Here is a 21,417-nt window from a genome sequence, read left to right as displayed (position 1 = left end):
CCGTACGGAGTGGCATATGGCACGGCAGGCGGACGAGGCGGCAGAGGTGACGCCTCCGGCGCGCGGGGCGCTCGTCTACGACCCGGCGACGGACCGTGTCGGGGAGTTCCGGGACAACGTGGCGTACGCGACGCTGCGCCCCCTGGGCGGCGGGCCCGTATGGCAGGCCGACCCGGAGCGCATCCGCCCGGCCACCCCTGCGGAACGGATCAGCGCCGGGGTGCGGGCCGCCAACGACCGTACCCGGGACGCGTCGGCGCTGCCCCGCTTCAATGTGAGCCGTCCACCCCTCCCCGTACCCGGTTGCGAGACCTGCGCCGATCTCGCCGAGCAGCGCGACCGCGCCCGCGCACGGTTCGATGGCAGCGACGAGACCGACGCCAACGTGCTGCTCCGCCGTCACCAGCAGCAGGAGCACCGCACATGAGGCGTCACGCCCGCCGCCCGGGTGCGCACGTACGACGAGCGCGCGGCTGGAAAGTGACGTCGGACGGCGCTTTCTGGGGCGGGGTACTCATGGTCGGCAGCGTCGGCGGCCTGTTGGCCGTGATCGCCATGGCCGTGACGGCCCGCCACCCGGCACCGTAAGCAGCCGTCCGCGCCTGGTCAGCCGGACCGACCGCCCGGCTGACCGACAATATCCGTACAGTCAGGGACAATTCACACGAGCAGTCGACAACTCCGTCACATCGCACATCTCCCACTGGTTGATAGACAAGTTCTCACTGGGTGAGACAACGGTCTCGTCGTGGCTGGATTTGTTCCCTAAGGTCTGCCGGGTGATTACCGGAAAGACCGCTCCGGGTCCGGCTCACAGAACCGGTGCCATCCTGGCCGTGCTCGCCGAGCAGGCCTCTGTGACCGCCCAGGACCTCTCCCGCCGCACCGGCATTCCGGTCAGCGCCGTCTATCGCCATCTGGGCGATCTGACGCAGTTGGGTCTCGTCAGCCCGACACGGACGCGCGGCCGGTACTGCGCGGGTTCGCTGGCGGTGCAGATGGCGGAGAACTACCGGCGCGAGATGCTCAGCGGGGGCGTGAAGCGCCGGCTGGAGCGGCTGGCGTCCGACACCGAGGAGCTGGCGGCCTTCCTGATCCCCAGCGGTCAGCACGTCCTGTGCGTCGAGGCCGCCGAGGGGTCACGGGTGATCAAGTGCAGCTTCTCGCCCGGACTGAGCCAGCCGCTGACCTTCGGGGCGAGCGCGCAGGCGATCCTCGCCCATCTTCCGGCCGCACGCGTGGCCGAGGTCTGCGCGGCGCACCGCCTCGGCCCCGATGAGGCCCAGGCGCTGACCGCCGACCTCTCCCGTATCCGCGACCGGGGCTACGCCATGAGCACCGGAGTCGTCGACGAGGGCGTGTGGGGTGTCAGCGTCCCCGTCCTCAACCGGCAGGGGCAGCTCACCGGAACCGTCAGCACCATGGCGCCGGAGTTCCGGGGGCGCCGCAACCACCAGGCGCTGCTCACCTTCACCCATGCCGCGGCGCAGGACATCGGCCGCCTCGACGAGCCGCTGCCGTGACGGCCCGGGACGGTGACCGTCCACGGGCCGCCGGTGACCAGGGCCTGCCCAGGACGAGGGGGTGCGCCCGGCGACCCGCGTTACGCAACGCGGGCCCCCTCACCTGAACTCGCGCATCACACACGGTCCGAATGGAGTGGAACATGGTAAGAGCACCCGTGGGACGAAAGGCCGCAGCCGTTCTGGCCGGCCTCCTCTCGTCCTTCCTTCTGCTGGCGGGAGCCTCGCCCGCCGCCGCCGCAGCTCCGCAGGCGGACAAGGGGTCCCAGAAGCTCCAGCAGCTGCGCTCGGGCCAGGCCACGCTGCGCGTGGGCACCGACGCGACGTTCCCGCCCTTCGAGTTCACCGACGCCAAGGGCGTCCGGGTGGGCTTCGACATCGAGCTGGTCAGGGCGCTCGCCAAGCGCGCGGGCATCAAGAAGGTCGCCTTCACGCAGATGCCGTTCGGGAACATCGTCCCGGCGTTGCAGGCCCATCAGATCGACATGGGCGCTTCGGGGATCTACATCAACAAGGAGCGGTCCAAGGTCATCGACTTCTCCGACGTGTACTACCCGGGCGGGCTCGCGATGTTCACCGCCGCCAAGGACAACACGGTCCACTCCCTGGCCGACCTGGCGGGCAAGCGGGTCGCGGTGCAGGTCGGCACCAAGTCCGTCGAGTGGGTCAAGGAGAACCAGCCCCGCGCCAAGCTGGTCACGGTGCAGACCAACCAGCAGATGTTCTCGTCCGTGAAGCTGGGCCAGGCCGCGGCAGTCGTCACCGGAGCCCCGGCAGGCCAGTACTTCATCGCCCAGCAGGGCGGCCTCAAGCAGGTCGGCAAACGTCTGACGGGCGAGGACTACGGCTATGCCTTCCCGAAGGCGGACACGGCGGTGACCGCCGCGTTCAACAGCGCGCTGAAGGACATGAAGAGTGACGGGTCCTACGGCAAGCTGACCCACAAGTGGTTCGGAGCCGGCAGCGCGGCCAAGGCGAAGTCGAAGCACGCGCTGATCAATCCGCAGACGATCATCGACTCCTGGGGCCAGATCTGGCACGGCCTGCTGGTGAGCATCGAAGTGATCCTCATGTCGCTGTGCCTGAGTCTCCTGTTCGGGATGACGGGCGGGTTCGCCAAGCTGAGCAGGATCGCGCCGGTGCGCTGGCTCGGCAACGCGTATGTCTCCGTGATCCGCGGTACGCCGTTCGTCGTCCAGCTCTTCCTGATCTACTTCGGTCTGCCCCAGCTCGGGCTGCAACTGTCGCCCATGGTCGCGGGTGTGTTCTCCCTCGGCCTGTACAGCGGCTCGTACGTCACCGAGATCTTCCGCGGGGCCGTGCAGTCGGTGGACCGGGGCCAGATCGAGGCCGCCAGGTCCTGCGGCATGTCCCACCTGTCGGCCATGCGCCATGTCGTCGTACCGCAGGCGTTCCTGCGGATGCTTCCTCCGCTGGGGAACGAGTTCGTGTCGCTGACGAAGAACTCCACGCTGGTCTCGTTCGTCACGATCAGCGAGCTGTTCCTGGTGGGCCAGGTGGTCATATCCAGGACGTTCGACGCTCTGACCGTCTATCTCTTCATCGGCCTTCTCTACTACGTCCTCACCAACCTCATCGGTTTCGCGACCCATGCAATAGAGAAGAAGATGGCGGTGTACGTCTGATGGCACTCCTCGAAACCCACGGCATCACCAAGGCGTTCGGTGATCACGAGGTGCTGCGCGGCATCGACTTCACCATCGAGCCGGGTCAGGTCGTGGCCGTCATCGGCCCCAGTGGCGGCGGCAAGTCGACGTTCCTGCGCTGCCTCAACCTGCTGGAGACGCCGACCTCGGGGCGCGTCGTGTTCTCGGGCGACGAGCTCAGCGCCACCGAGTCGAACCTGGACCAGCTGCGGGCCCGTATGGGCATGGTCTTCCAGCAGTTCAACCTCTTCCCGCACATGACGGCGCTGCGCAATGTGGTCCTGCCGCAGATGAACGTGCTGGGCCGGACCCGCCAGGACGCGGAGGCCAGGGGGCGCGCCCTGCTGGACCGGGTGGGGATGCTCGGGCGGGCCGACGTCTACCCGAACCGGCTGTCCGGCGGGCAGAAGCAGCGGGTCGCCATCGCACGGGCCGTGGCCATGGACCCCGAGCTGATGCTGTTCGACGAGCCGACGTCCGCACTGGACCCTGAGGTGGTCCAGGACGTACTGGAAGTCATGACCGGCCTCGCCAAGGAGGGCATGACCATGGTCGTGGTGACGCACGAGATGGGCTTCGCCCGCAAGGTGGCCGACCGGGTCGTCTTCATCGACGGCGGCCGGATCGCCGCGGATCTGCCGCCCGAGGAGTTCTTCGCCGAGGGGAACGACAACGAGCGGGTCCGGACCTTCCTGGCGAAGGTGCTGTAGGGCCCCACCGGGGGATTCACCCGGGCCTCCACCCTGCGGGTCATGTCCCGGGTGGAGGCCCGCCCGCACCCGGGTTCCACCCCCGTTCCACCCTCGTTCCACCCGTGGGTTGAAGGATTCCGGGGCCCCGGAGCGAATAGTCGAAGCCATGACGCTCACCGACTGGATCATCGACATCCTGCTCCTCCTCATCGTCTTCCGGCAGTTCCGGGAAGAACGGCTCACCGCCCGTACGGTCCTGCTGCCGCTGGCCATCATCAGCTGGACGGGCTACAACTACCTGGACGGCTTCCCGACCGCGGGGAACGACCTGACCCTGATCGCGCTGTTCTCCGGTGTGGGGATCGTCTTCGGCCTCCTCTCCGGCCTGCTGACCCGCGTCCGCTACGCGGAAGGGCACGTGCGCATCAAGGCCACCGTGAGCGCAGCGGCGCTCTGGGTGATCTGCATGGGCTTCCGGCTCGGTTTCACCATCTGGTCCAGCCACGCCTCCGGCCAGGCCCACCTCGCGCACTTCTCGGTCACCCATGACATCACCACCGGGCAGGCGTGGGTGGTGGCTCTCGTCCTGATGGCGTTCGGCGAGGTCATCGTCCGGCTGGGTACGATCGTCGCCCGGGGCGGGCTCCTGATGGCCCGTAACAAGCGCGCCATCAGCGACAGCAGCGACCACGCCGGATCGCCCTCCGCCGCACCGGCACCCGGCTCCGGCTCCTACGTCTGACCGGGGCGGAGCGGCAGGCGGAGAACGGAGTACGGGCAATGAGCGGGCGCTGGTGGCGGAATCCGGTGGACTGGAGCGCGCCGGTCTGGGAAGCACCGGGCTGGGAGACGCTGGACCGGGGCACTTTCAGAGGCGCGGCGGCCATGACGGCCTGTCTGGCGGTCACCGTGGCCGCGGCCCACGGGACGACTCTCAGGATCGTCATCGGTGCGCTGGGAGTCCTCGCGGAGCTGGGGTTGCTGCTGGGCCGGCGGACCCTGCCGTCCATCCTGGGCGCCCTGGGCGCGACGCTCACCATCGGAACCGGCCTCGCGATCTCGCTCCTGGTGCCGGCCGGGCTCGGCTCCGTCCCGGTGCTCGTGGGCCTCTCCGTCCTCACCCTTCGCCTGCCGGCGGGCCCCGTGCGTATTGCGGGCGTCGCCGTCGTGTCGGCCGCGTTCGCGATCACGATCATGGTGATCACCGGCAGTCCGGCCGGGCTGCTGAGCGGTGTGGGCGCCTGGTTGCTCGCCGACCGGGCCGTGGAGCACACCGCCCTCCAGGCGGAGCGGGACCGGGCCGTGGCGCTGCTGGCCGAGGTCGAGGCGTCCCGGCAGGCCCTGCAGGAGGCGGCGGCCGTCGAGGAACGCAGCCGTATCGCCAGGGAGATGCACGATGTCCTGGCGCACAGCCTGGCCGGGCTCTCCGTGCAGTTGCAGGCGGTACGGGCGATCGCCGGCCGGGAGAACGCGCCCGCTTCGCTGACCGGTCCGATCGACCGGGCGGCGGACCTCGCACGCGACGGCGTCCAGGAGGCGCGCGCCGCGGTCGGCGCGCTGCGCCACGCGCCGCTGCGGGGCGTGGACGACCTCAAGGGCCTGGTCGGCGGTTTCCCCGGCGAGGCGCGCCTGCGGGTCACCGGCAGGCCCTGCCCGCTCGGCCCCGATGCGGGCCACGCGGTGTACCGGGCGGTGCAGGAGGCCATGACGAACGCGGCGCGCTACGCGACCGGGAGCGCCATCGAGGTCGATGTGGCCTGGTCGGAACGGGAGTTGCGGGTGTACGTCCGCGACCACGGGCTGCCGGCCGGCCGCGGACCCTCGGGTGTGAAGGGGAGCGGTACCGGTCTGCGGAGCATGGCCGAGCGGATCGAAGCCGTCGGCGGGACGCTGTCCGCCGGTCCGGTGCCCGGCGGGGCGGGCTGGCGGACCGACATGCGCGTACCGGTGGCGGGGGCCGGGGGTGGCGCGGACCGGGCAGGGAAGATGGGGTCGTGAACACATCAGCCGGCGTCCGGGCGCCGCACACGGGCGGGGAGACGGACGCGTGACGATTCGGGTACTGGTCGCGGACGACCAGGCAGTCGTACGGGACGGAGTGGTGCTGCTGCTCTCGTCGGCCGACGACATGGAAGTGGTCGGCGAGGCGGGCGACGGGCACGAGGCGGTGCGGCTGGCCACGGAGTCGCGGCCCGATGTGGCCCTCGTCGACCTGCGGATGCCGGGGCTGACCGGCGCCGAGGTGACGGCCCGGGTCGTCTCCGCGGACATCGGGGTACGGGTGCTCATCCTGACCACGTACGCGGACGACGACGCGGTGATGCCGGCCTTGCGGGCCGGCGCTTCCGGCTATCTGACCAAGGACGCCACCGGTGAGGCGGTGCTCGCCGCGGTCCGCGATGTGGCCGCGGGGCACACGGTTCTGGACCCCGCGGTCCAGCGCCGCCTGGTCGAACTGGTCGTCAGCGAACCGGCCTCCACCCCTCCGGCGCCCGAGCCCTCGGCCTCACCCGGGATTCCGGCCGAGGCCGAGGGCCTCACCCGGCGGGAGATCGACGTCGTACGGCTGGTGGCGCAGGGGCTCAACAACCGGCAGGTGGCCAAGGAGATGGTCGTCAGCCAGGCGACGGTCAAGACGCACCTCAACCATGTGCTGGCCAAACTGGCCCTGGAGGACCGCGGGTCGCTGATCGCCTGGGCCTGGCGGTACGGACTGGCCGACAGGACTCCGTAAGACCGACGGGCGCATCAGAGCCCGCAGCGACTCCCCCGTACCCGGGACGGTCCCCCACCCCTGGACAGTAGGTCAGGTTAGGCTAACCTGACCAGGAATTGCCCAGTGGCCGTCCCGGCACGTACGGAAAGCAGAGTCCAGCCATGCCCCACGCCCGCGCCTCCCACTTCTCCCGTCGCGGCATCCTCGCCGCTGGTGGCGTCATCGGTATCGGTGCCGCCCTCACCGCCTGCGGCGGCAGCGAATCGAAGAGCTCGGGCTCCGCGAAATCGGACTCCGGCCCCTGGTCCTTCACGGACGACCGCGGCATCACCGCCAAGGCCGACGCGACCCCCACGAAGATCGTCGCCTTCACCGGGACCGCCGCCGCGCTGCACGACTACGGCGTCGAGGTCGCGGGGGTCTTCGGCCCGACGAAGACCAAGGACGGCAAAGCCGATGTGCAGGCAGGCGATCTCGACATCAGCAAGGTCGAGATACTCGGCAACGTCTGGGGCGAGTTCAACATCGAGAAGTACGCCGCGATCGGCCCCCAGCTGCTGATCACCGGCATGTACGACAAGGGCGCACTCTGGTACGTCCCCGACGAGTCGAAGTCCAAGATCCTCAAGCTGGCCCCGAGCGTCGCCCTGATGGTGGCCCGCACCTCGATGCCCGCCGCGCTCCAGCGCCACGCCGAACTGGCCGAGTCCCTCGGCGCCGACCTGAAGGCCAAGAAGGTCACCGACGCCAAGGCCCGCTTCGAGAAGGCCGCGGCCCGGCTGCGCTCCGCCGCGAAGGCCAACCCGAAGATCAAGGTGCTCATCGGCTCGGCCAGCGCCGACCTGCTCTACATCTCGACCCCCGAACCCTCCGCCGACCTGCGGTACTTCAAGGAGCTGGGCGTCAACATCGTCGTCCCCGACAAGGTCGACAAGGACGGCTGGTTCGAGGGCCTGAGCTGGGAGAACGCCGACAAGTACCCGGCCGACGTCATCATGATGGACAACCGGACCTCCGCCATCCAGCCGGCCGCGCTGAAGTCCAGGCCGACCTGGGGCGAGCTGCCCGCGGTCAAGGCAGGACAGGTCATCCCGCGCTCGACGACGGACCCGATCTTCTCCTACGCCAAGTGCGCCCCGGCCCTGGAGGCGCTCGCCAAGGCGATCGAGACCGCGAAGAAGGTCAGCTGACCCATGACGACGGCCGCCATCGCCCCCTTCCGTTTCTTCGGCCTGCATGTCGTACGGACGCGGCGGCTCGGCCCGTCGATGGTCCGCATCACGTTCGGCGGCGATGACCTCAGGGACTTCGCCGCCGGAGGCCGTGACCAGAGCCTCTCCCTCTTCCTGCCGCACCCGGGGCAGCGGGAACCACAACTGCCCTCCGGCGACAACTGGTTCGCCGAGTGGCGGGCACTGCCCGCTGACGTACGGGCCGTGCTGCGCTCGTACACCGTGCGCGAGCAGCGCCGCGACCCCGACGAGGTCGACATCGACTTCGCGCTGCACGGGGCGCCGGGATCAGCCGCCGGCGCGGCGAGCGGCCCCGCCTCCCGGTGGGCCCGGCAGGCCACGGCAGGACAGCGGGTCCGCGTGCTGGGCCCCGCCGTCGAGCACAACACCGCCGTCCGCTTCCAGCCGCCCACCGGCACCGACTCGGTACTGATCTGGGCGGACGAGACCGCACTGCCCGCCGCCTCGGCCATCCTGGAGTGGCTGCCGGCCGGCACCAGGGCCCAGGTCTATCTGGAAGTCCAGCACTCGGCCGACCGGCAGCCGCTGCGGACCGATGCGCACGCGCGGGTCACCTGGCTCGTACGGGACGAGGGCGCCCCGGCCGCCATCGAGGCCGTACGCGCGGCCGAGCTGCCCGGCGCGCACCCGTACGCCTGGATCGCGGGCGAGTCGGGCTGCGTCAAGGAGCTGCGCCGGCATCTCGTACGGGAGCGCCAAGTCGACCGCAGGCAGGTCACGTTCGTCGGCTACTGGCGCCGCGGGGTCAGCGAGGAACAGCTGAGGGAGACCGCGGCGCGCGCCGCCTGACCCATCGCATCCCCAAGGGGGTGAGGCCTCATTGCGACGCTCGGATTAGTTAGGTTAGGCTTACCTAACCATGACTTACCCGGCCACGGCGTCGCGGTGACCTCACCCCCTTTCTTCCTTCCCCGGAGGACCGTTCATGCGCTCACACCTGCTCAACGACACGACCGCGGAGCAGTACCGACTCACTGCCACCGCAGCAGTCGAGCGGGTGGCGGCCCAACTCGCCTCCACCAAACAGCCGTTCACCGGGATCTCGCACCAGGAACTCGCCCCCGCCCTGGACTCCGTCGACCTGGACAAGCCGCTGGGCAGCGCGGACGCCGCCCTGGACGAACTCGGCACCGTCTATCTGCGGGACGCCGTCTACTTCCACCACCCCCGCTATCTGGCCCATCTGAACTGCCCGGTCGTCATCCCCGCAGTGGTCGCCGAGGCCGTGCTCTCCGCCGTGAACTCCTCCCTGGACACCTGGGACCAGAGCGCGGGCGGCACCCTGATCGAACAGCGGCTCATCGACTGGACGGCCGGCCGGATCGGCTACGGCCCGGGCGCCGACGGGGTCTTCACCAGCGGCGGTTCGCAGTCCAACCTCCAGGCACTGCTGCTGGCCCGCGAGGAGGCCAAGTGCGAGAACACCTCCGCGCTCAGGGTGTTCGCCTCCGAGTGCAGCCACTTCAGCGTCCAGAAGTCCGCGAAACTGCTCGGCCTCGGCCCCGGAGCGGTCGTCTCCATCCCCTGCGACCAGGACAAGCGCATGCAGACCCTGGCGCTCGCCCGTGAACTGGAGCGCTGCCGCGCCGACGGCGCCGTCCCGATGGCCGTCGTCGCCACCGCCGGGACCACCGACTTCGGCTCCATCGACCCGCTGCCCGAGATCGCCGGGCTCTGCGCGCGGTACGGCACCTGGATGCACGTCGACGCGGCGTACGGCTGTGGGCTCCTCGTCTCCCGCAGGCGGGCCCGCCTCGACGGCATCGAGCACGCCGACTCGGTCACCGTGGACTACCACAAGTCCTTCTTCCAGCCGGTGAGTTCGAGCGCGCTGGTGGTACGGGACGGGGTCACCCTGCGGCACGCCACGTACCACGCGGACTACCTCAACCCCCGCTCCGCCGCCGAGGCCCGCATCCCGAACCAGGTCGACAAGTCCCTCCAGACCACCCGGCGCTTCGACGCCCTCAAGCTGTGGATGACGCTGCGGGTGATGGGCGCCGACGCGGTGGGCGGGCTCTTCGACGAGGTGGTCGACCTCGCCGAAGAGGGGTGGAAGCTCCTCGCCGCCGACCCGCGCTTCGATGTGGCCGTCCAGCCGCAGCTCTCCACACTCGTCTTCCGCTACATCCCCGGCGATGTCACCAGCCCCGCGCTGATCGACCGGGCCAACCAGTACGCGCGCAAAGCCCTGTTCGCGTCCGGCGAGGCCGTCGTCGCCGGAACGACGGTCAACGGCCGCGCCTATCTGAAGTTCACCCTGCTCAACCCGCAGACCACCCTCACCGACATCGCGGCCGTCCTCGAACTCCTCGCCGAGCACGCCGGCCAGTACCTGGGAGAAACCCTTGTCCACGCCTCTTGAGCCCCACACACCCTACGACTTCATCGCGGTCGGGCTCGGACCGTTCAATCTGGGGCTCGCCTGCCTGACCGACCCGATCGACGAACTGAACGGCCTCTTCCTGGAGTCCAAGCCGGACTTCGACTGGCACAGCGGGATGTTCCTGGAGGGCTCCACGCTCCAGACGCCCTTCATGTCCGACCTGGTCACCCTGGCCGACCCCACATCGCCGTACTCCTTCCTCAACTACCTGAAGGAGTCCGGGCGGCTGTACTCCTTCTACATCCGCGAGAGCTTCTATCCGCTGCGCGAGGAGTTCAACGACTACTGCCGGTGGGCCGCCGCGAAGATTCCCGCGATCCGCTTCGGCGAGTCGGTGGCCGAGGTGACGTACGAGGAGCGGGACGCGGTCTACGCGGTACGGACCGCGGGCGGCGCCGTGTACCGGGGGCGCAGACTCGTCCTCGGCACCGGAACCCCGGCGTACCTCCCGGAGCCCTGCCGGGACCTCGGCGGCGACCTGATCCACAACTCCCGCTATCTGGAGGCGAAGGAGGCCCTCCAGGCCAAGGAGTCGGTCACCGTCGTCGGCAGCGGCCAGAGCGCCGCCGAGATCTACTACGACCTGCTCCAGGACATCGACCAGCACGGGTACGCACTGAACTGGGTGACCCGCTCGCCCCGCTTCTTCCCGCTGGAGTACACCAAGCTCACCCTGGAGATGACGTCCCCGGAGTACGTGGACTACTTCCACGGGCTGCCGCCCCGGACCCGCGACCGGCTCAACGTGGCGCAGAAGAACCTCTACAAGGGCATCAACTCCGAGCTGATCGACGCCATCTTCGACCTGCTGTACGCGAAGAAGCGGCGCGGCCCGGTGGCCACCCGGCTGATGACCAACACCTCGCTGGAGAGCGCCGGTTACGACCACGGCACCTACACGCTGGGACTGCGCCAGGAGGAGCAGGAGAAGGACTTCACCCTCGCCACCCAGGGCCTCGTCCTCGCCACCGGCTACAAGTACCGGGTGCCCGAGTTCCTCGCCCCGGTGCACGACCGGATCAACTGGGACGGGCAGGGCCGCTTCGACGTCCATCGCAACTACAGCGTCGACCCGGACCGGACGATCTACGTACAGAACGCCGAGCTGCACACCCACGGCTTCGTCGCACCCGACCTCGGGATGGCCGCGTACCGCAACTCGTGCATCATCCGCGAGCTGCTCGGCGGCCAGGAGTACTACCCGGTCGAAAAGACCATCGCTTTCCAGGAGTTCGCCGCATGAACCGGTTCACCATCCGCCCCATGGATCCCCGCGAAGACGCCGAGCTGGTGCACGGCTGGGTCACCCACCCCAAGTCCGCCTACTGGATGATGCAGGACTTCAGCCTCACCGATGTCGAGCGCGAGTACATGGCGATAGCGGCAGCGGAGCACCACGACGCCTTCATAGGACTGCACGGCTCCACCCCGGCGTTCCTGATGGAGCGGTACGACCCCGCGCATGTCGAGCTCAAGGGCCTCTACGAGCCCGAACCCGGCGATGTCGGGATGCACTTCCTGGTCGCGCCCACCGACACCCCCGTGCACGGCTTCACCCGGGCGGTGATCACGGCCGTGATGACGGAGCTGTTCGCGGACCCGGCGACATGCCGGGTCGTGGTGGAGCCCGACATCCGCAACACGGCGGTCCACGCGCTCAACAAGGCCGTCGGCTTCGATGCGGTGCGCGAACTGGCGAAGCCCGAGAAGACCGCGCTGCTGAGCTTCTGCACCCGCGCCGCGTTCGAGGGAGCCCGTCGATGAGCAGCCATCTGACCCCCGTACTCTGGGCCGAGGCCGAGCGGCTTCTGATCCGCAAGGCGCTGGCGGAGTTCTCGCACGAGCGGCTGCTGTCCCCACAGCCGCTAAGCGAAGAACCCGCGCGTCTCGGTCCCGCCGTCACGGGGGAAGCCCCGTTCTCCGCACACGGTGAGCTCCCCGTACTCAGGGAGTTCTCCGTACGCAGTGACGACGGCGGGACCGAGTACCGCTTCCGTGCCCGGATCCTCGCCCTCGACCACTGGCACATCCCGGCCGAGTCCATCACCCGCCACCGCGGCACCGGGGAACTCCCGCTGGACGCACTGGAGTTCTTCATCGAGCTGCGCGGGGTGCTGGGGCTGAGCGACGCGATCCTGCCGGTCTATCTGGAGGAGATCTCCTCCACGCTGTCCAGCACGGCGTACAAACTGGCCCGCCACGCCGAACACCCGTTGTCCGCCGCCCAGTTGGCCGCGTCCGGTTTCCAGGACATCGAGACCGGGATGACCGAGGGCCACCCCTGCTTCGTCGCCAACAACGGTCGCCTCGGCTTCGGTTCGGACGAGTACCTCAGCTACGCGCCGGAGGCGGCGAGCCCGGTCCGGCTGATCTGGCTGGCCGCCCGGCGCGACCACGCCACCTTCAGCGCGGGCGACGGACTCGACTACGAGTCGCTGATCCGGGCCGAACTGGGCGAGGAGACGCTGAAGCGGTTCGCCGCGACGATGACCGGGCTCGGCCTGGACCTCGACGCGTACTTCCTGATCCCGGTGCACCCCTGGCAGTGGCGGAACAAACTGTCCGTCACCTTCGCCGCCGAGGTGGCCAAACAGCGGCTGGTACTGCTGGGACACGGTGACGACTCGTACCTCGCGCAGCAGTCGATCCGCACCTTCTTCAACACGAGCGACCCGGCGAAGCACTACGTCAAAACGGCGCTCTCCGTGCTCAACATGGGCTTCATGCGCGGGCTCTCCGCCGCGTACATGGAGGCCACGCCCGCGATCAACGACTGGCTCGGGCAGCTCATCGAGAGCGACCCGGTGCTGAAGGCCACCGGTCTGACGATCATCCGCGAGCGTGCCTCGATCGGGTACCACCACCGGCAGTACGAGCAGGCGACCGTGAAGGGATCGCCGTACCGGAAGATGCTGGCCGCGCTCTGGCGGGAGAGCCCGGTGCCGGCGCTCGGACCGGGCGAGCGCCTCGCCACCATGGCGTCGCTGCTGCACACCGACCGGGACGGCGCCTCGTTCGCGGGTGCGCTCATCGCCGAGTCGGGTCTCGCTCCGGCCGACTGGCTGCGCCGCTACCTCGACGCGTACTTCACCCCGCTGCTGCACAGCTTCTACGCCTATGACCTGGTCTACATGCCGCACGGCGAGAACGTGATCCTGGTCATCGAGGACGGCGTGGTGCGGCGGGCGGTCTACAAGGATCTCGCCGAGGAGATAGCGGTGATGGACCCCGACGCGGTGCTGCCGCCGGACGTCGAGCGCGTCCGCGCCGATGTGCCCGACGACATGAAACTCCTGTCGCTCTTCACTGATGTCTTCGACTGCTTCTTCCGCTTCCTCAGCGCGACGCTGGCCACCGGGGGCGTGCTCGGCGAGGACGAGTTCTGGCGGACCGTCGGCGCCTGCATACGGGACTACCAGAGTTCGGTGCCCCAACTGGCCGACAAGTTCCGCCAGTACGACCTGTTCGCGCCGGAGTTCGCGCTCTCCTGCCTCAACCGGCTCCAGCTGCGCGACAACCAGCAGATGGTGGACCTCCAGGACCCGTCGGGCGCGCTCCAGCTCGCCGGGACCCTGAAGAACCCGATCGCCTGATCCACGGCGGCCGGCCGAAGACGGCCCGACGCCCGGAGACCGGTCCTCTCCGGGCGTCGGACCCACTCGTCGTCTACTGCTGCGCCGGCCAGTCCACCTGCGGCGACCGGTAGTAGTCGATGCCCAGCGCGTCCCACCGGGGTGCCTGCGCGGCGAGCCGGGTCCGGTACGCGCCCCAGTCGTGGGTGGACTGCGGCGACCAGCCCAGCTCGGCGATACCGGGGAGCCTCGGGAACGCCATGTAGTCGATGTCCTTGCTGGTGGTCAGCGTCTCCGACCAGAGCGGCGCCTCGACCCCGAGGACCGAACCGGCCGGCGCGCCCGCCAGATAGGTCGCCGGATTCCAGTCGTACGAACGCTGCACCTCGACCAGACCGGCCCAGGACAGGCCCAGCTTGGTGTCCGCCGTGTACTTCATGTCGAGGTACGCGCGGTCGGCCGGTGAGATCACCAGCCTGGTGCCCTTCTTCGCCGCTTCCACGACCTGCGCACGCTCGGCGGCGCCGGTGCCGTCGTACCCCCAGTACTGGGCGATCTCGCCCTTCACCGGGGCGGCGGCGGTGATCTGGTGCCAGCCCTCGACCTTCTTGCCGTGCTTGCCGACGATGGCCGTCGCCTTGTCCATGAAGGCGTTGTAGTCGGCCTGGATCGTGGAGTGCGCCTCGTCGCCGCCGATGTGCAGGTACTGGCCAGGAGTGAGCGCGGCCAGCTCACGCACCACGTCGTCCACGAAGTCGTACGTCACCGGCTTGGGCACGCACAGCGAACTGAAGCCGACGTCGGTGCCCGTGTAGAGCGGGGGCGCGACCCCGTCGCAGTTCAGCTCGGGGTAGGAGGCCAGAGCCGCGTTGGTGTGCGAGGGCAGATCGATCTCGGGGATGACGTCCAGCCGGCGCGAGGCCGCGTAGCGCACGATCTCCCGGTAGTCCGCCTGGGTGTAGTAGCCGCCCTTGCCGCCGCCGACCTCGGTCGACCCCCCGTAGGTGGCCAGCTTCGGCCAGGAGGAGATGGCGATGCGCCAGCCCTGGTCGTCGCTCAGATGCAGATGCAGTTTGTTGATCTTGTAGAGCGCCAGCTCGTCGATGTACCGCTCGACCTGCTGGACGGTGAAGAAGTGCCGCGAGACGTCGAGCATGGCGCCCCGGTAGGCGTACCGGGGTACGTCGGTGACGGTGCCGCCCGCGACCTGCCACGGGCCGGGCTGCCGCCGCTTCGCCTCGACGGTGGCGGGCAGCTGCTGGCGCAGCGTCTGGACGCCGTGGAAGAGCCCGGCCGGCTTCTCGGCCGTGATCGTGACTCCGTTCGCGGAACTGACCAGCCGGTACCCCTCGTCGCCGAGGCCGTGTTCACGGGGGCTGAGCGCCAGGGTGATGTCGCCCCGGCCGCCGTGCGAACCGCCGGTGACCGGCAGCGGGTATCCGGTGGAGGGCCTGAGCAGCCCCGCCAGATACGAGCCGACCTCGCGCGCGGCGCCGGAGTCCGCCCGGATGTGCGTCGTGCCGGTGATCGCGTACGGGGCTCCGCCGGCCTGAACGGAGGAGGGCGCCGGGATGACCGCGCCGAGCGGGCGGACGGCGGGGCCTGCGGGTGCGGCCGGGGTGGCGGCCGGGGCCGCTCCGGTGCCGGCGAATCCGGCAGCCGCGACGAGCAGGAACGTACCGAGGAGCCGGGGCAGGGACCTGGATTCGAGTGTTCTGTGCAGTCTCACAAGCGGATTCCCTCCGGAGGGTCTCGCAACTGTGGTGCTGGGCAACCGAACGTGCCCCATGGGTATCGCGAGCCCCGGGGAAGGTCAAGGGTATAGACCACTCCGGGTCTCCTGCCCGGACGGAACAACGGAATCCGAAGCGGCGCAGACGCCACCATCTGCCCGATATCGGGCAGAAATATTGCGTACGGCCTCGCACCACTCCAATATCAACGGGTGCCCGCATCGTCCCGGCCGTCGTACGACGACCTCATCGACCACCTGGTGCGCAGCTCCGCCCTCCAGCGCGGCGAAGCCGCCCGGGTGGTCCTCGATGTGCTGGCCTACTTCGACGAGACAACGGAGGAGTTCGTCCGCAGGCGCCACCGCGAGCTGCAGGCCCGCGGGCGGACGAACCCGGATATTTTCCAACAGATCTCGGACGAGCTGCCTCACCGTGCGGTGGCACCGCCCGAGCTCTCCCTGCGGCAGCTGCGCCGCATGATCTACGGCTAGGAACCAAGGAGCGATATGTGCGGAATCGTCGGGTACATCGGCAAGCGTGATGTGGCCCCGCTGCTGCTGGAAGGGCTGCAGCGGCTGGAGTACCGGGGGTACGACTCCTCGGGCATCGTCATCTCCTCGCCCAAGTCCGCCGCGCTGAAGATGGTCAAGGCGAAGGGCCGGGTCCGCGAGCTGGAGGCCCGGGTGCCCAAGAGGTTCGCGGGCACCACCGGTATCGCCCACACCCGCTGGGCCACCCACGGGGCCCCCAGCGACCACAACGCCCACCCGCACCTGGACGCGGAGAACAAGGTCGCCGTCGTCCACAACGGCATCATCGACAACGCGTCCGAACTGCGCGCCCGGCTCAACGCCGACGGTGTGGAGTTCCTCTCCGAGACCGACACCGAGGTCCTCACCCACCTCATCGCCCGCTCCACCGCCGAGACGCTGGAGGAGAAGGTCCGCGAGGCCCTGCGGCTGATCGAGGGCACGTACGGCATCGCGGTCATGCACGCGGACTTCCCCGACCGCATCGTCGTCGCCCGCAACGGCTCGCCGGTCGTCCTGGGCATCGGCGAGAAGGAGATGTTCGTCGCGTCCGACGTGGCGGCCCTCGTCTCGCACACCCGCCAGGTCGTCACGCTGGACGACGGCGAGATGGCCACCCTCAAGGCCGACGACTTCCGTACGTACACGACCGAGGGCTCCACCACCTCGTCAACGCCGACCACCGTGGAGTGGGAGGCCGAGTCGTACGACATGGGCGGCCACGACACGTACATGCACAAGGAGATCTCCGAGCAGGCCGAGGCGGTGGACCGGGTGCTGCGCGGCCGGATCGACGACCGCTTCTCGACCGTGCACCTGGGCGGCCTGAACCTGGACGCCCGGGACGCGCGGGGCGTGCGCCGGGTGAAGATCCTCGGCTGCGGCACCTCGTACCACGCGGGCCAGATGGGCGCCCAGCTGATCGAGGAGCTGGCCCGGATCCCCGCGGACGCCGAGCCCGCGTCGGAGTTCCGCTACCGCAACCCGGTGGTGGACCCCGACACGCTGTACGTCGCCGTGTCGCAGTCCGGTGAGACGTACGACGTACTGGCGGCGGTACAGGAGCTCAAGCGCAAGGGTGCGCGGGTGCTGGGCGTGGTGAACGTCGTCGGCTCGGCCATCGCGCGCGAGACCGACGGCGGAGTGTACGTGCACGCGGGCCCCGAGGTCTGTGTCGTCTCGACCAAGTGCTTCACCAACACGGTGGTCTCGTTCGCCCTGCTCGCGCTCCACCTCGGCCGGATCCGCGACCTGTCGGTGTCCGACGGCAAGCGGATCATCGCGGGGCTGCGGAAGCTGCCCGGCCAGATCGCCGAGATCCTGGCCAGGGAGGACGAGATCGAGAAGCTGGCCGTCGAGTACGCGGACGCCAGGTCGATGATGTTCATCGGGCGGGTGCGCGGCTACCCGGTGGCGCGGGAGGCCTCGCTGAAGCTCAAGGAGGTCTCGTACATCCACGCCGAGGCGTATCCGGCGTCGGAGCTGAAGCACGGGCCGCTCGCGCTGATCGAGCCCGCCATGCCGACGGTCGCGATCGTGCCCGACGACGATCTGCTGGAGAAGAACCGGGCGGCGCTGGAGGAGATCAAGGCGCGCGACGGGCGCATCCTCGCGGTCGCGCACCAGGAGCAGCCGAAGGCCGACCACACGATCGTGGTGCCCAAGAACGAGGACGAGCTGGACCCGATCCTGATGGGGATCCCGCTGCAACTGCTCGCCTACCACACGGCGTTGTCCCTGGGCCGGGACATCGACAAGCCGCGCAACCTGGCGAAGTCCGTCACGGTCGAGTAGCCGCCCGCGCGCAGCGGCCGTCCCGGCTGCTCCGGCCGTCCGGCCCCCGGCTGTTCCTGGTGGCAAGCGCCCCGGGAGCAGCCGGTGTTGCGCGGCGGTGCCGATGCCCGGAGGCCGGCCGGGCGGGCTGCCGGAGGGCGGGCGGACTGCCGGGCGGGCGGGCCGCGTTACGGGATGACTATGACGGGCCGCTGGGCGCGCCGTGCGAGGCGCCCGGCCACCGAGCCGAAGATCCGCCCGACGATGCCCTGCGTGGAGCCGACGACGATCGCGTCCGCCGAGTACTCCCGGCCGACCTCCTCCAGCTCGTAGCAGATGTCGCCGCCGCGCTCCACGAGGATCCAGGGCACGTCGGCGAGATAGTCCGCACAGGCCAGTTCGAGGCCGAGCACTTCGGTCCTGTGGTCCGGCACGTCCACGAAGACGGGGGGCTCGCAGCCCGCCCATACCGTGGTCGGCAGCCGGTTGGCGACATGGACGATGATCAGGCCTGAGCCCAGTCGTACGGCCATGCCGATGGCATAGGCGAGAGCCCGCTCACTGGAGGTCGAGCCGTCGAAACCGACGACTACCCCGTGTTTGAAAGCGGGATCACATGCGTGACGTGGTTCGTCCGCCGCATGGAGTTCGGCCGATGGATCGGCGATCTGCCTGCGGTCCGCGGGTTCGGAGAATTCGTAACCGGCCATCGGTGTCTCGGCGAAGAAGTTCCTCTTGGAAGGGAACGGCAGTTGACGTTGGAGCGTGTCCGGCGGAGCTGTGTCCGGGAATCATCTTCCCAAGCCCATACCCTCCAGAGTACGGCGACACTCCTCTCATGCCCACTGCCCGCCGATCCAGTCCGGCGTTCCAGGGAGCATGCCCGAGCAGGCCGGTAAATGGCAATGCCGGGTGGTATCTACAGCTTCCCGCCGGAGCCGCCGGCGCCGGAAAACGACCCCCGCGCTCCTCCCGTCCGCAACTCCTCCGCGCGGCCCGGCACACCTCCCGGACGCCGGGTCGACACCCGCCGTTCACCGCCGCGCAGGCAGGGGGCGTACGGCCGCCGTGCGACCGCCGTTCACCCGCCGCGCGGGCCCGGCGTGCCGGGAGCGCACAGATTCCGGTGGCAGTCTGAGCGGCGCACGCCGGTCCACTGACCGAATCCCACCCGCGCGCCCGATCGTTTTCAGCCAACTTCGGTGACCCACCCCGACCTTGGCGGAACGATACGCCAACCCCCGTGCCACCAGGGAAGAAAGGACCAACGGCGGCTCACGCACCCTACTGGGACGGGCCATGCGCGGGATGCCCACTTCCCTGGGGGCTTCCTGAGTGAAACGCTTCCTGATCGAATGCTTCGCGCCAAGTTGCCATGTCGACATAACGCCGTCAGTCGAACTTGTCACGCCGACAGCACGGGACACAGTAGATTCGATCTTGGGTAAGAGGCGGGGGATCTCGTGCTGGACCGAGGGGCTGTGACGATTAAAAGCAGTGTGCAGGAGCGACAGTCCCGACAGGATCAGGGAGCCGTGAGCACCGAGGGGGGCTTAGCACCATGAGTCAGGGCCAGGACTCCACAGCCGTGGCGGAGACCGCAAGAAAGCTCTCCGGGCGCCGCCGCAAGGAGATCGTCTCGGTACTGCTCTTCAGCGGCGGGCCCATATTCGAGAGCTCGATTCCGCTCTCCGTTTTCGGCATCGACCGGCAGGACGCCGGAGTGCCCCGCTACCGGCTGCTGGTGAGCGCGGGCGAGGAAGGCCCGCTGCGCACCACGGGCGGGCTGGAACTCACCGCGCCGTACGGCCTGGAGGCCATCAGCAGGGCCGGCACCGTCGTCGTACCGGCGTGGCGGTCGATCACCTCGCCGCCGCCGCCGGAGGCGCTGGACGCGCTGCGCCGGGCCCATGAGGAGGGCGCGCGCATCGTCGGCCTGTGCACCGGCGCCTTCGTACTGGCCGCCGCGGGACTGCTGGACGGCAGGCCCGCGACCACGCACTGGATGTACGCCCCGACGCTCGCGAAGCGCTATCCGTCGGTCCACGTGGACCCGCGTGAGCTCTTCGTCGACGACGGCGACGTCCTGACCTCGGCCGGTACCGCGGCGGGCATCGATCTGTGTCTGCACATCGTGCGGACGGACCACGGCGCGGACGCGGCGGGAGCACTCGCCCGACGGCTCGTGGTCCCCCCGCGCAGAAGCGGCGGCCAGGAGCGCTACCTCGACAGGTCTTTACCTGAGGAAATCGGCTCCGACCCCCTCGCGGAGGTCGTCGCCTGGGCGCTGGAGCACCTCCACGAGCAGTTCGACGTGGAGACCCTGGCGGCCCGCGCGTACATGAGCCGCCGGACGTTCGACCGCCGGTTCCGCTCGCTGACCGGCAGTGCGCCGCTCCAGTGGCTGATCACACAGCGGGTGCTCCAGGCGCAGCGCCTCCTGGAGACGTCGGACTACTCGGTGGACGAGGTCGCGGGCCGCTGCGGCTTCCGTTCGCCGGTCGCGCTGCGCGGCCACTTCCGGCGCCAGCTGGGCTCGTCTCCCGCCGCGTACCGGACGGCGTACCGGGCCCGCAGACCGCAGGGTGCCGAACCGGTACCGGCGGCCCCGGTGGCGGACGGCGCCCCGCAGCCCCGCCGCGCCCCCGCACCGGGCGGCACCCAGCCCCCGGCACCGCCACAGGGCTCCCCCGCCCTGCCCGAGCCGGGAAAACCGGGCTCGGACACCTACGCCCCGGGCCGCCCCACGGTCCCCGGGCAGCGGAGCGCGACGTAGGAGGCCCGGGGGCCGGTCCGCACGGACCGGCCCCCGGCTCCGTCGGGCGTGAGCGCCGACCGGGCCTTTCATTTGGAGCGATGAGAGGCTCTAAGGTAGGGCGTATGAACGATCGCATGGTGTGGATCGACTGCGAGATGACCGGGCTCTCGTTGACGGACGACGCACTCATTGAGGTGGCCGCACTGGTCACCGACTCGGAGCTGAACGTGCTCGGCGAAGGGGTGGACATCGTGATCCGCCCGCCCGCCGAGGCACTGGAGACCATGCCCGACGTGGTGCGGAAGATGCACACCTCATCCGGCCTGCTCGACGAACTGGACGGCGGCACCACGCTGGCCGACGCCGAGGCGCAGGTGCTGGCGTACGTACGCGAGCACGTGAAGGAGCCGGGCAAGGCGCCGCTCTGCGGGAACTCGGTCGGCACCGACCGGGGCTTCCTGCTGCGCGACATGAAGGACCTCGAGGGCTACCTCCACTACCGGATCGTGGACGTCTCGTCGATCAAGGAGCTGTCCCGCCGCTGGTATCCGCGGGCCTACTTCAACAGCCCGGAGAAGAACGGCAACCACCGGGCGCTGGCGGACATCCGCGAGTCGATCGCGGAGCTGCGCTACTACCGGGAGGCCGTCTTCGTACCGCAGCCGGGGCCGGACTCGGACACCGCGAAGAAGATCGCGGCCAAGTACGTCCTGCCTGCGGATTAGACCGTGGGGGCGCTCCGGGAGAACTGACGGAGACCCGCCCGAAAGGCGGGCGCGAGCACCCTCCCGGACCCTGTACACTTTTTCTCGGC

At 69.6% G+C, this 21,417-nt stretch carries 20 protein-coding genes; 18 read left to right on the top strand and 2 right to left on the bottom strand.

Annotation, left to right across the window (positions count from 1 at the left end):
• Positions 1-16 precede the first annotated feature (16 nt).
• From OG210_RS20870 to OG210_RS20805, 14 genes are all read left to right on the top strand, one after another.
• Positions 17-427: a hypothetical protein gene (locus OG210_RS20870; RefSeq protein WP_371538190.1), complete on the top strand. Its 411-nt coding sequence runs from the start codon at positions 17-19 to the stop codon at positions 425-427.
• Positions 424-588, top strand: a complete 165-nt coding sequence (locus OG210_RS20865) for a hypothetical protein (protein ID WP_328326755.1) — start codon at positions 424-426, stop codon at positions 586-588. The genes OG210_RS20870 and OG210_RS20865 overlap by 4 nt, the downstream gene beginning before the upstream one ends.
• A 191-nt stretch (positions 589-779) precedes the next feature.
• Complete coding sequence (locus tag OG210_RS20860) at positions 780-1,523, top strand: IclR family transcriptional regulator (protein ID WP_371538187.1); 744 nt, start codon at positions 780-782, stop codon at positions 1,521-1,523.
• 143 nt (positions 1,524-1,666) lie between these two features.
• Entirely contained in the window at positions 1,667-3,169 is a 1,503-nt protein-coding gene (locus tag OG210_RS20855; RefSeq protein ID WP_371538184.1) for an ABC transporter substrate-binding protein/permease, read from the top strand.
• The gene (locus OG210_RS20850; RefSeq protein WP_328326761.1) at positions 3,169-3,900 is read left to right on the top strand and encodes an amino acid ABC transporter ATP-binding protein; all 732 of its coding nucleotides are present in this window, start codon (positions 3,169-3,171) and stop codon (positions 3,898-3,900) included. Before OG210_RS20855 ends, OG210_RS20850 begins: the two co-directional genes overlap by 1 nt.
• A 148-nt stretch (positions 3,901-4,048) precedes the next feature.
• Positions 4,049-4,624 (top strand): hypothetical protein, encoded by a 576-nt coding sequence (locus OG210_RS20845; protein ID WP_328326763.1) that lies wholly within the window; start codon positions 4,049-4,051, stop codon positions 4,622-4,624.
• A gap of 38 nt (positions 4,625-4,662) precedes the next feature.
• Positions 4,663-5,880 carry a sensor histidine kinase gene (locus tag OG210_RS20840; protein ID WP_371538181.1) on the top strand — a complete coding sequence of 406 codons (1,218 nt, stop codon included), beginning with the start codon at positions 4,663-4,665 and terminating at the stop codon, positions 5,878-5,880.
• Between the two features lie 49 nt (positions 5,881-5,929).
• On the top strand, positions 5,930-6,616 hold the full coding sequence (locus OG210_RS20835; RefSeq protein WP_328326767.1) for a response regulator transcription factor: 687 nt from the start codon (positions 5,930-5,932) through the stop codon (positions 6,614-6,616).
• Between the two features lie 143 nt (positions 6,617-6,759).
• Complete coding sequence (locus tag OG210_RS20830) at positions 6,760-7,788, top strand: ABC transporter substrate-binding protein (protein ID WP_371538179.1); 1,029 nt, start codon at positions 6,760-6,762, stop codon at positions 7,786-7,788.
• 3 nt (positions 7,789-7,791) lie between these two features.
• A complete protein-coding gene (locus OG210_RS20825) occupies positions 7,792-8,640 on the top strand; it encodes a siderophore-interacting protein (protein WP_328326771.1) in 849 nt (282 codons plus the stop codon).
• A gap of 136 nt (positions 8,641-8,776) precedes the next feature.
• Entirely contained in the window at positions 8,777-10,216 is a 1,440-nt protein-coding gene (locus tag OG210_RS20820) for an aspartate aminotransferase family protein (protein WP_328326773.1), read from the top strand.
• On the top strand, positions 10,200-11,480 hold the full coding sequence (locus tag OG210_RS20815; protein WP_371538175.1) for a lysine N(6)-hydroxylase/L-ornithine N(5)-oxygenase family protein: 1,281 nt from the start codon (positions 10,200-10,202) through the stop codon (positions 11,478-11,480). The genes OG210_RS20820 and OG210_RS20815 overlap by 17 nt, the downstream gene beginning before the upstream one ends.
• On the top strand, positions 11,477-12,001 hold the full coding sequence (locus OG210_RS20810; RefSeq protein ID WP_371538172.1) for a GNAT family N-acetyltransferase: 525 nt from the start codon (positions 11,477-11,479) through the stop codon (positions 11,999-12,001). Before OG210_RS20815 ends, OG210_RS20810 begins: the two co-directional genes overlap by 4 nt.
• Positions 11,998-13,830 (top strand): IucA/IucC family siderophore biosynthesis protein, encoded by a 1,833-nt coding sequence (locus OG210_RS20805; protein ID WP_328326779.1) that lies wholly within the window; start codon positions 11,998-12,000, stop codon positions 13,828-13,830. The genes OG210_RS20810 and OG210_RS20805 overlap by 4 nt, the downstream gene beginning before the upstream one ends.
• 73 nt (positions 13,831-13,903) lie before the next feature.
• Here OG210_RS20805 and OG210_RS20800 read toward each other — a convergent pair whose 3' ends face one another.
• Positions 13,904-15,538 (bottom strand): beta-N-acetylhexosaminidase, encoded by a 1,635-nt coding sequence (locus OG210_RS20800; protein WP_371538169.1) that lies wholly within the window; start codon positions 15,536-15,538, stop codon positions 13,904-13,906.
• Positions 15,539-15,754: 216 nt separating this feature from the next.
• On the opposite strand from OG210_RS20800, the gene OG210_RS20795 reads away from it, so the two are divergent.
• Positions 15,755-16,033, top strand: a complete 279-nt coding sequence (locus OG210_RS20795) for a hypothetical protein (RefSeq protein WP_328326784.1) — start codon at positions 15,755-15,757, stop codon at positions 16,031-16,033.
• Between the two features lie 15 nt (positions 16,034-16,048).
• The gene (glmS, locus tag OG210_RS20790; protein WP_328326786.1) at positions 16,049-17,866 is read left to right on the top strand and encodes a glutamine--fructose-6-phosphate transaminase (isomerizing); all 1,818 of its coding nucleotides are present in this window, start codon (positions 16,049-16,051) and stop codon (positions 17,864-17,866) included.
• A 167-nt stretch (positions 17,867-18,033) separates the two neighbouring features.
• Here the strand turns inward: glmS and OG210_RS20785 are convergent, their stop codons facing one another.
• Positions 18,034-18,555, bottom strand: coding sequence for a universal stress protein (locus tag OG210_RS20785; protein ID WP_328326788.1), 522 nt, complete (start codon positions 18,553-18,555; stop codon positions 18,034-18,036).
• 851 nt (positions 18,556-19,406) lie between these two features.
• Between OG210_RS20785 and OG210_RS20780 the strand changes: the two genes are divergently transcribed.
• Both OG210_RS20780 and orn read left to right on the top strand, forming a co-directional pair.
• Positions 19,407-20,621, top strand: coding sequence for a helix-turn-helix domain-containing protein (locus tag OG210_RS20780; protein WP_328326790.1), 1,215 nt, complete (start codon positions 19,407-19,409; stop codon positions 20,619-20,621).
• Between the two features lie 104 nt (positions 20,622-20,725).
• Complete coding sequence (gene orn, locus OG210_RS20775) at positions 20,726-21,328, top strand: oligoribonuclease (protein ID WP_328326792.1); 603 nt, start codon at positions 20,726-20,728, stop codon at positions 21,326-21,328.
• Positions 21,329-21,417: the final 89 nt, after the last annotated feature.

The sequence above is a fragment of the Streptomyces sp. NBC_00466 genome (genome assembly GCF_041433995.1).
Classification (GTDB): Bacteria; Actinomycetota; Actinomycetes; order Streptomycetales; family Streptomycetaceae; genus Streptomyces.
The sequence above is the reverse complement of the archived record's forward strand: the minus strand, read 5'-3'. Positions and strand labels throughout refer to the sequence as shown.

Bases quoted from the DNA above. Each gene is read 5' to 3' on its own strand.
- OG210_RS20870 (WP_371538190.1), top strand. From the start codon at position 17: ATGGCACGGCAGGCGGACGAGGCGGCAGAGGTGACGCCTCCGGCGCGC.
- OG210_RS20865 (WP_328326755.1), top strand. From the start codon at position 424: ATGAGGCGTCACGCCCGCCGCCCGGGTGCGCACGTACGACGAGCGCGC.
- OG210_RS20855 (WP_371538184.1), top strand. From the start codon at position 1,667: ATGGTAAGAGCACCCGTGGGACGAAAGGCCGCAGCCGTTCTGGCCGGC.
- OG210_RS20850 (WP_328326761.1), top strand. From the start codon at position 3,169: ATGGCACTCCTCGAAACCCACGGCATCACCAAGGCGTTCGGTGATCAC.
- OG210_RS20845 (WP_328326763.1), top strand. From the start codon at position 4,049: ATGACGCTCACCGACTGGATCATCGACATCCTGCTCCTCCTCATCGTC.
- OG210_RS20840 (WP_371538181.1), top strand. From the start codon at position 4,663: ATGAGCGGGCGCTGGTGGCGGAATCCGGTGGACTGGAGCGCGCCGGTC.
- OG210_RS20830 (WP_371538179.1), top strand. From the start codon at position 6,760: ATGCCCCACGCCCGCGCCTCCCACTTCTCCCGTCGCGGCATCCTCGCC.
- OG210_RS20825 (WP_328326771.1), top strand. From the start codon at position 7,792: ATGACGACGGCCGCCATCGCCCCCTTCCGTTTCTTCGGCCTGCATGTC.
- OG210_RS20820 (WP_328326773.1), top strand. From the start codon at position 8,777: ATGCGCTCACACCTGCTCAACGACACGACCGCGGAGCAGTACCGACTC.
- OG210_RS20810 (WP_371538172.1), top strand. From the start codon at position 11,477: ATGAACCGGTTCACCATCCGCCCCATGGATCCCCGCGAAGACGCCGAG.
- OG210_RS20805 (WP_328326779.1), top strand. From the start codon at position 11,998: ATGAGCAGCCATCTGACCCCCGTACTCTGGGCCGAGGCCGAGCGGCTT.
- glmS (WP_328326786.1), top strand. From the start codon at position 16,049: ATGTGCGGAATCGTCGGGTACATCGGCAAGCGTGATGTGGCCCCGCTG.
- OG210_RS20785 (WP_328326788.1), bottom strand. From the start codon at position 18,555: ATGGCCGGTTACGAATTCTCCGAACCCGCGGACCGCAGGCAGATCGCC.
- OG210_RS20780 (WP_328326790.1), top strand. From the start codon at position 19,407: ATGAGTCAGGGCCAGGACTCCACAGCCGTGGCGGAGACCGCAAGAAAG.
- orn (WP_328326792.1), top strand. From the start codon at position 20,726: ATGAACGATCGCATGGTGTGGATCGACTGCGAGATGACCGGGCTCTCG.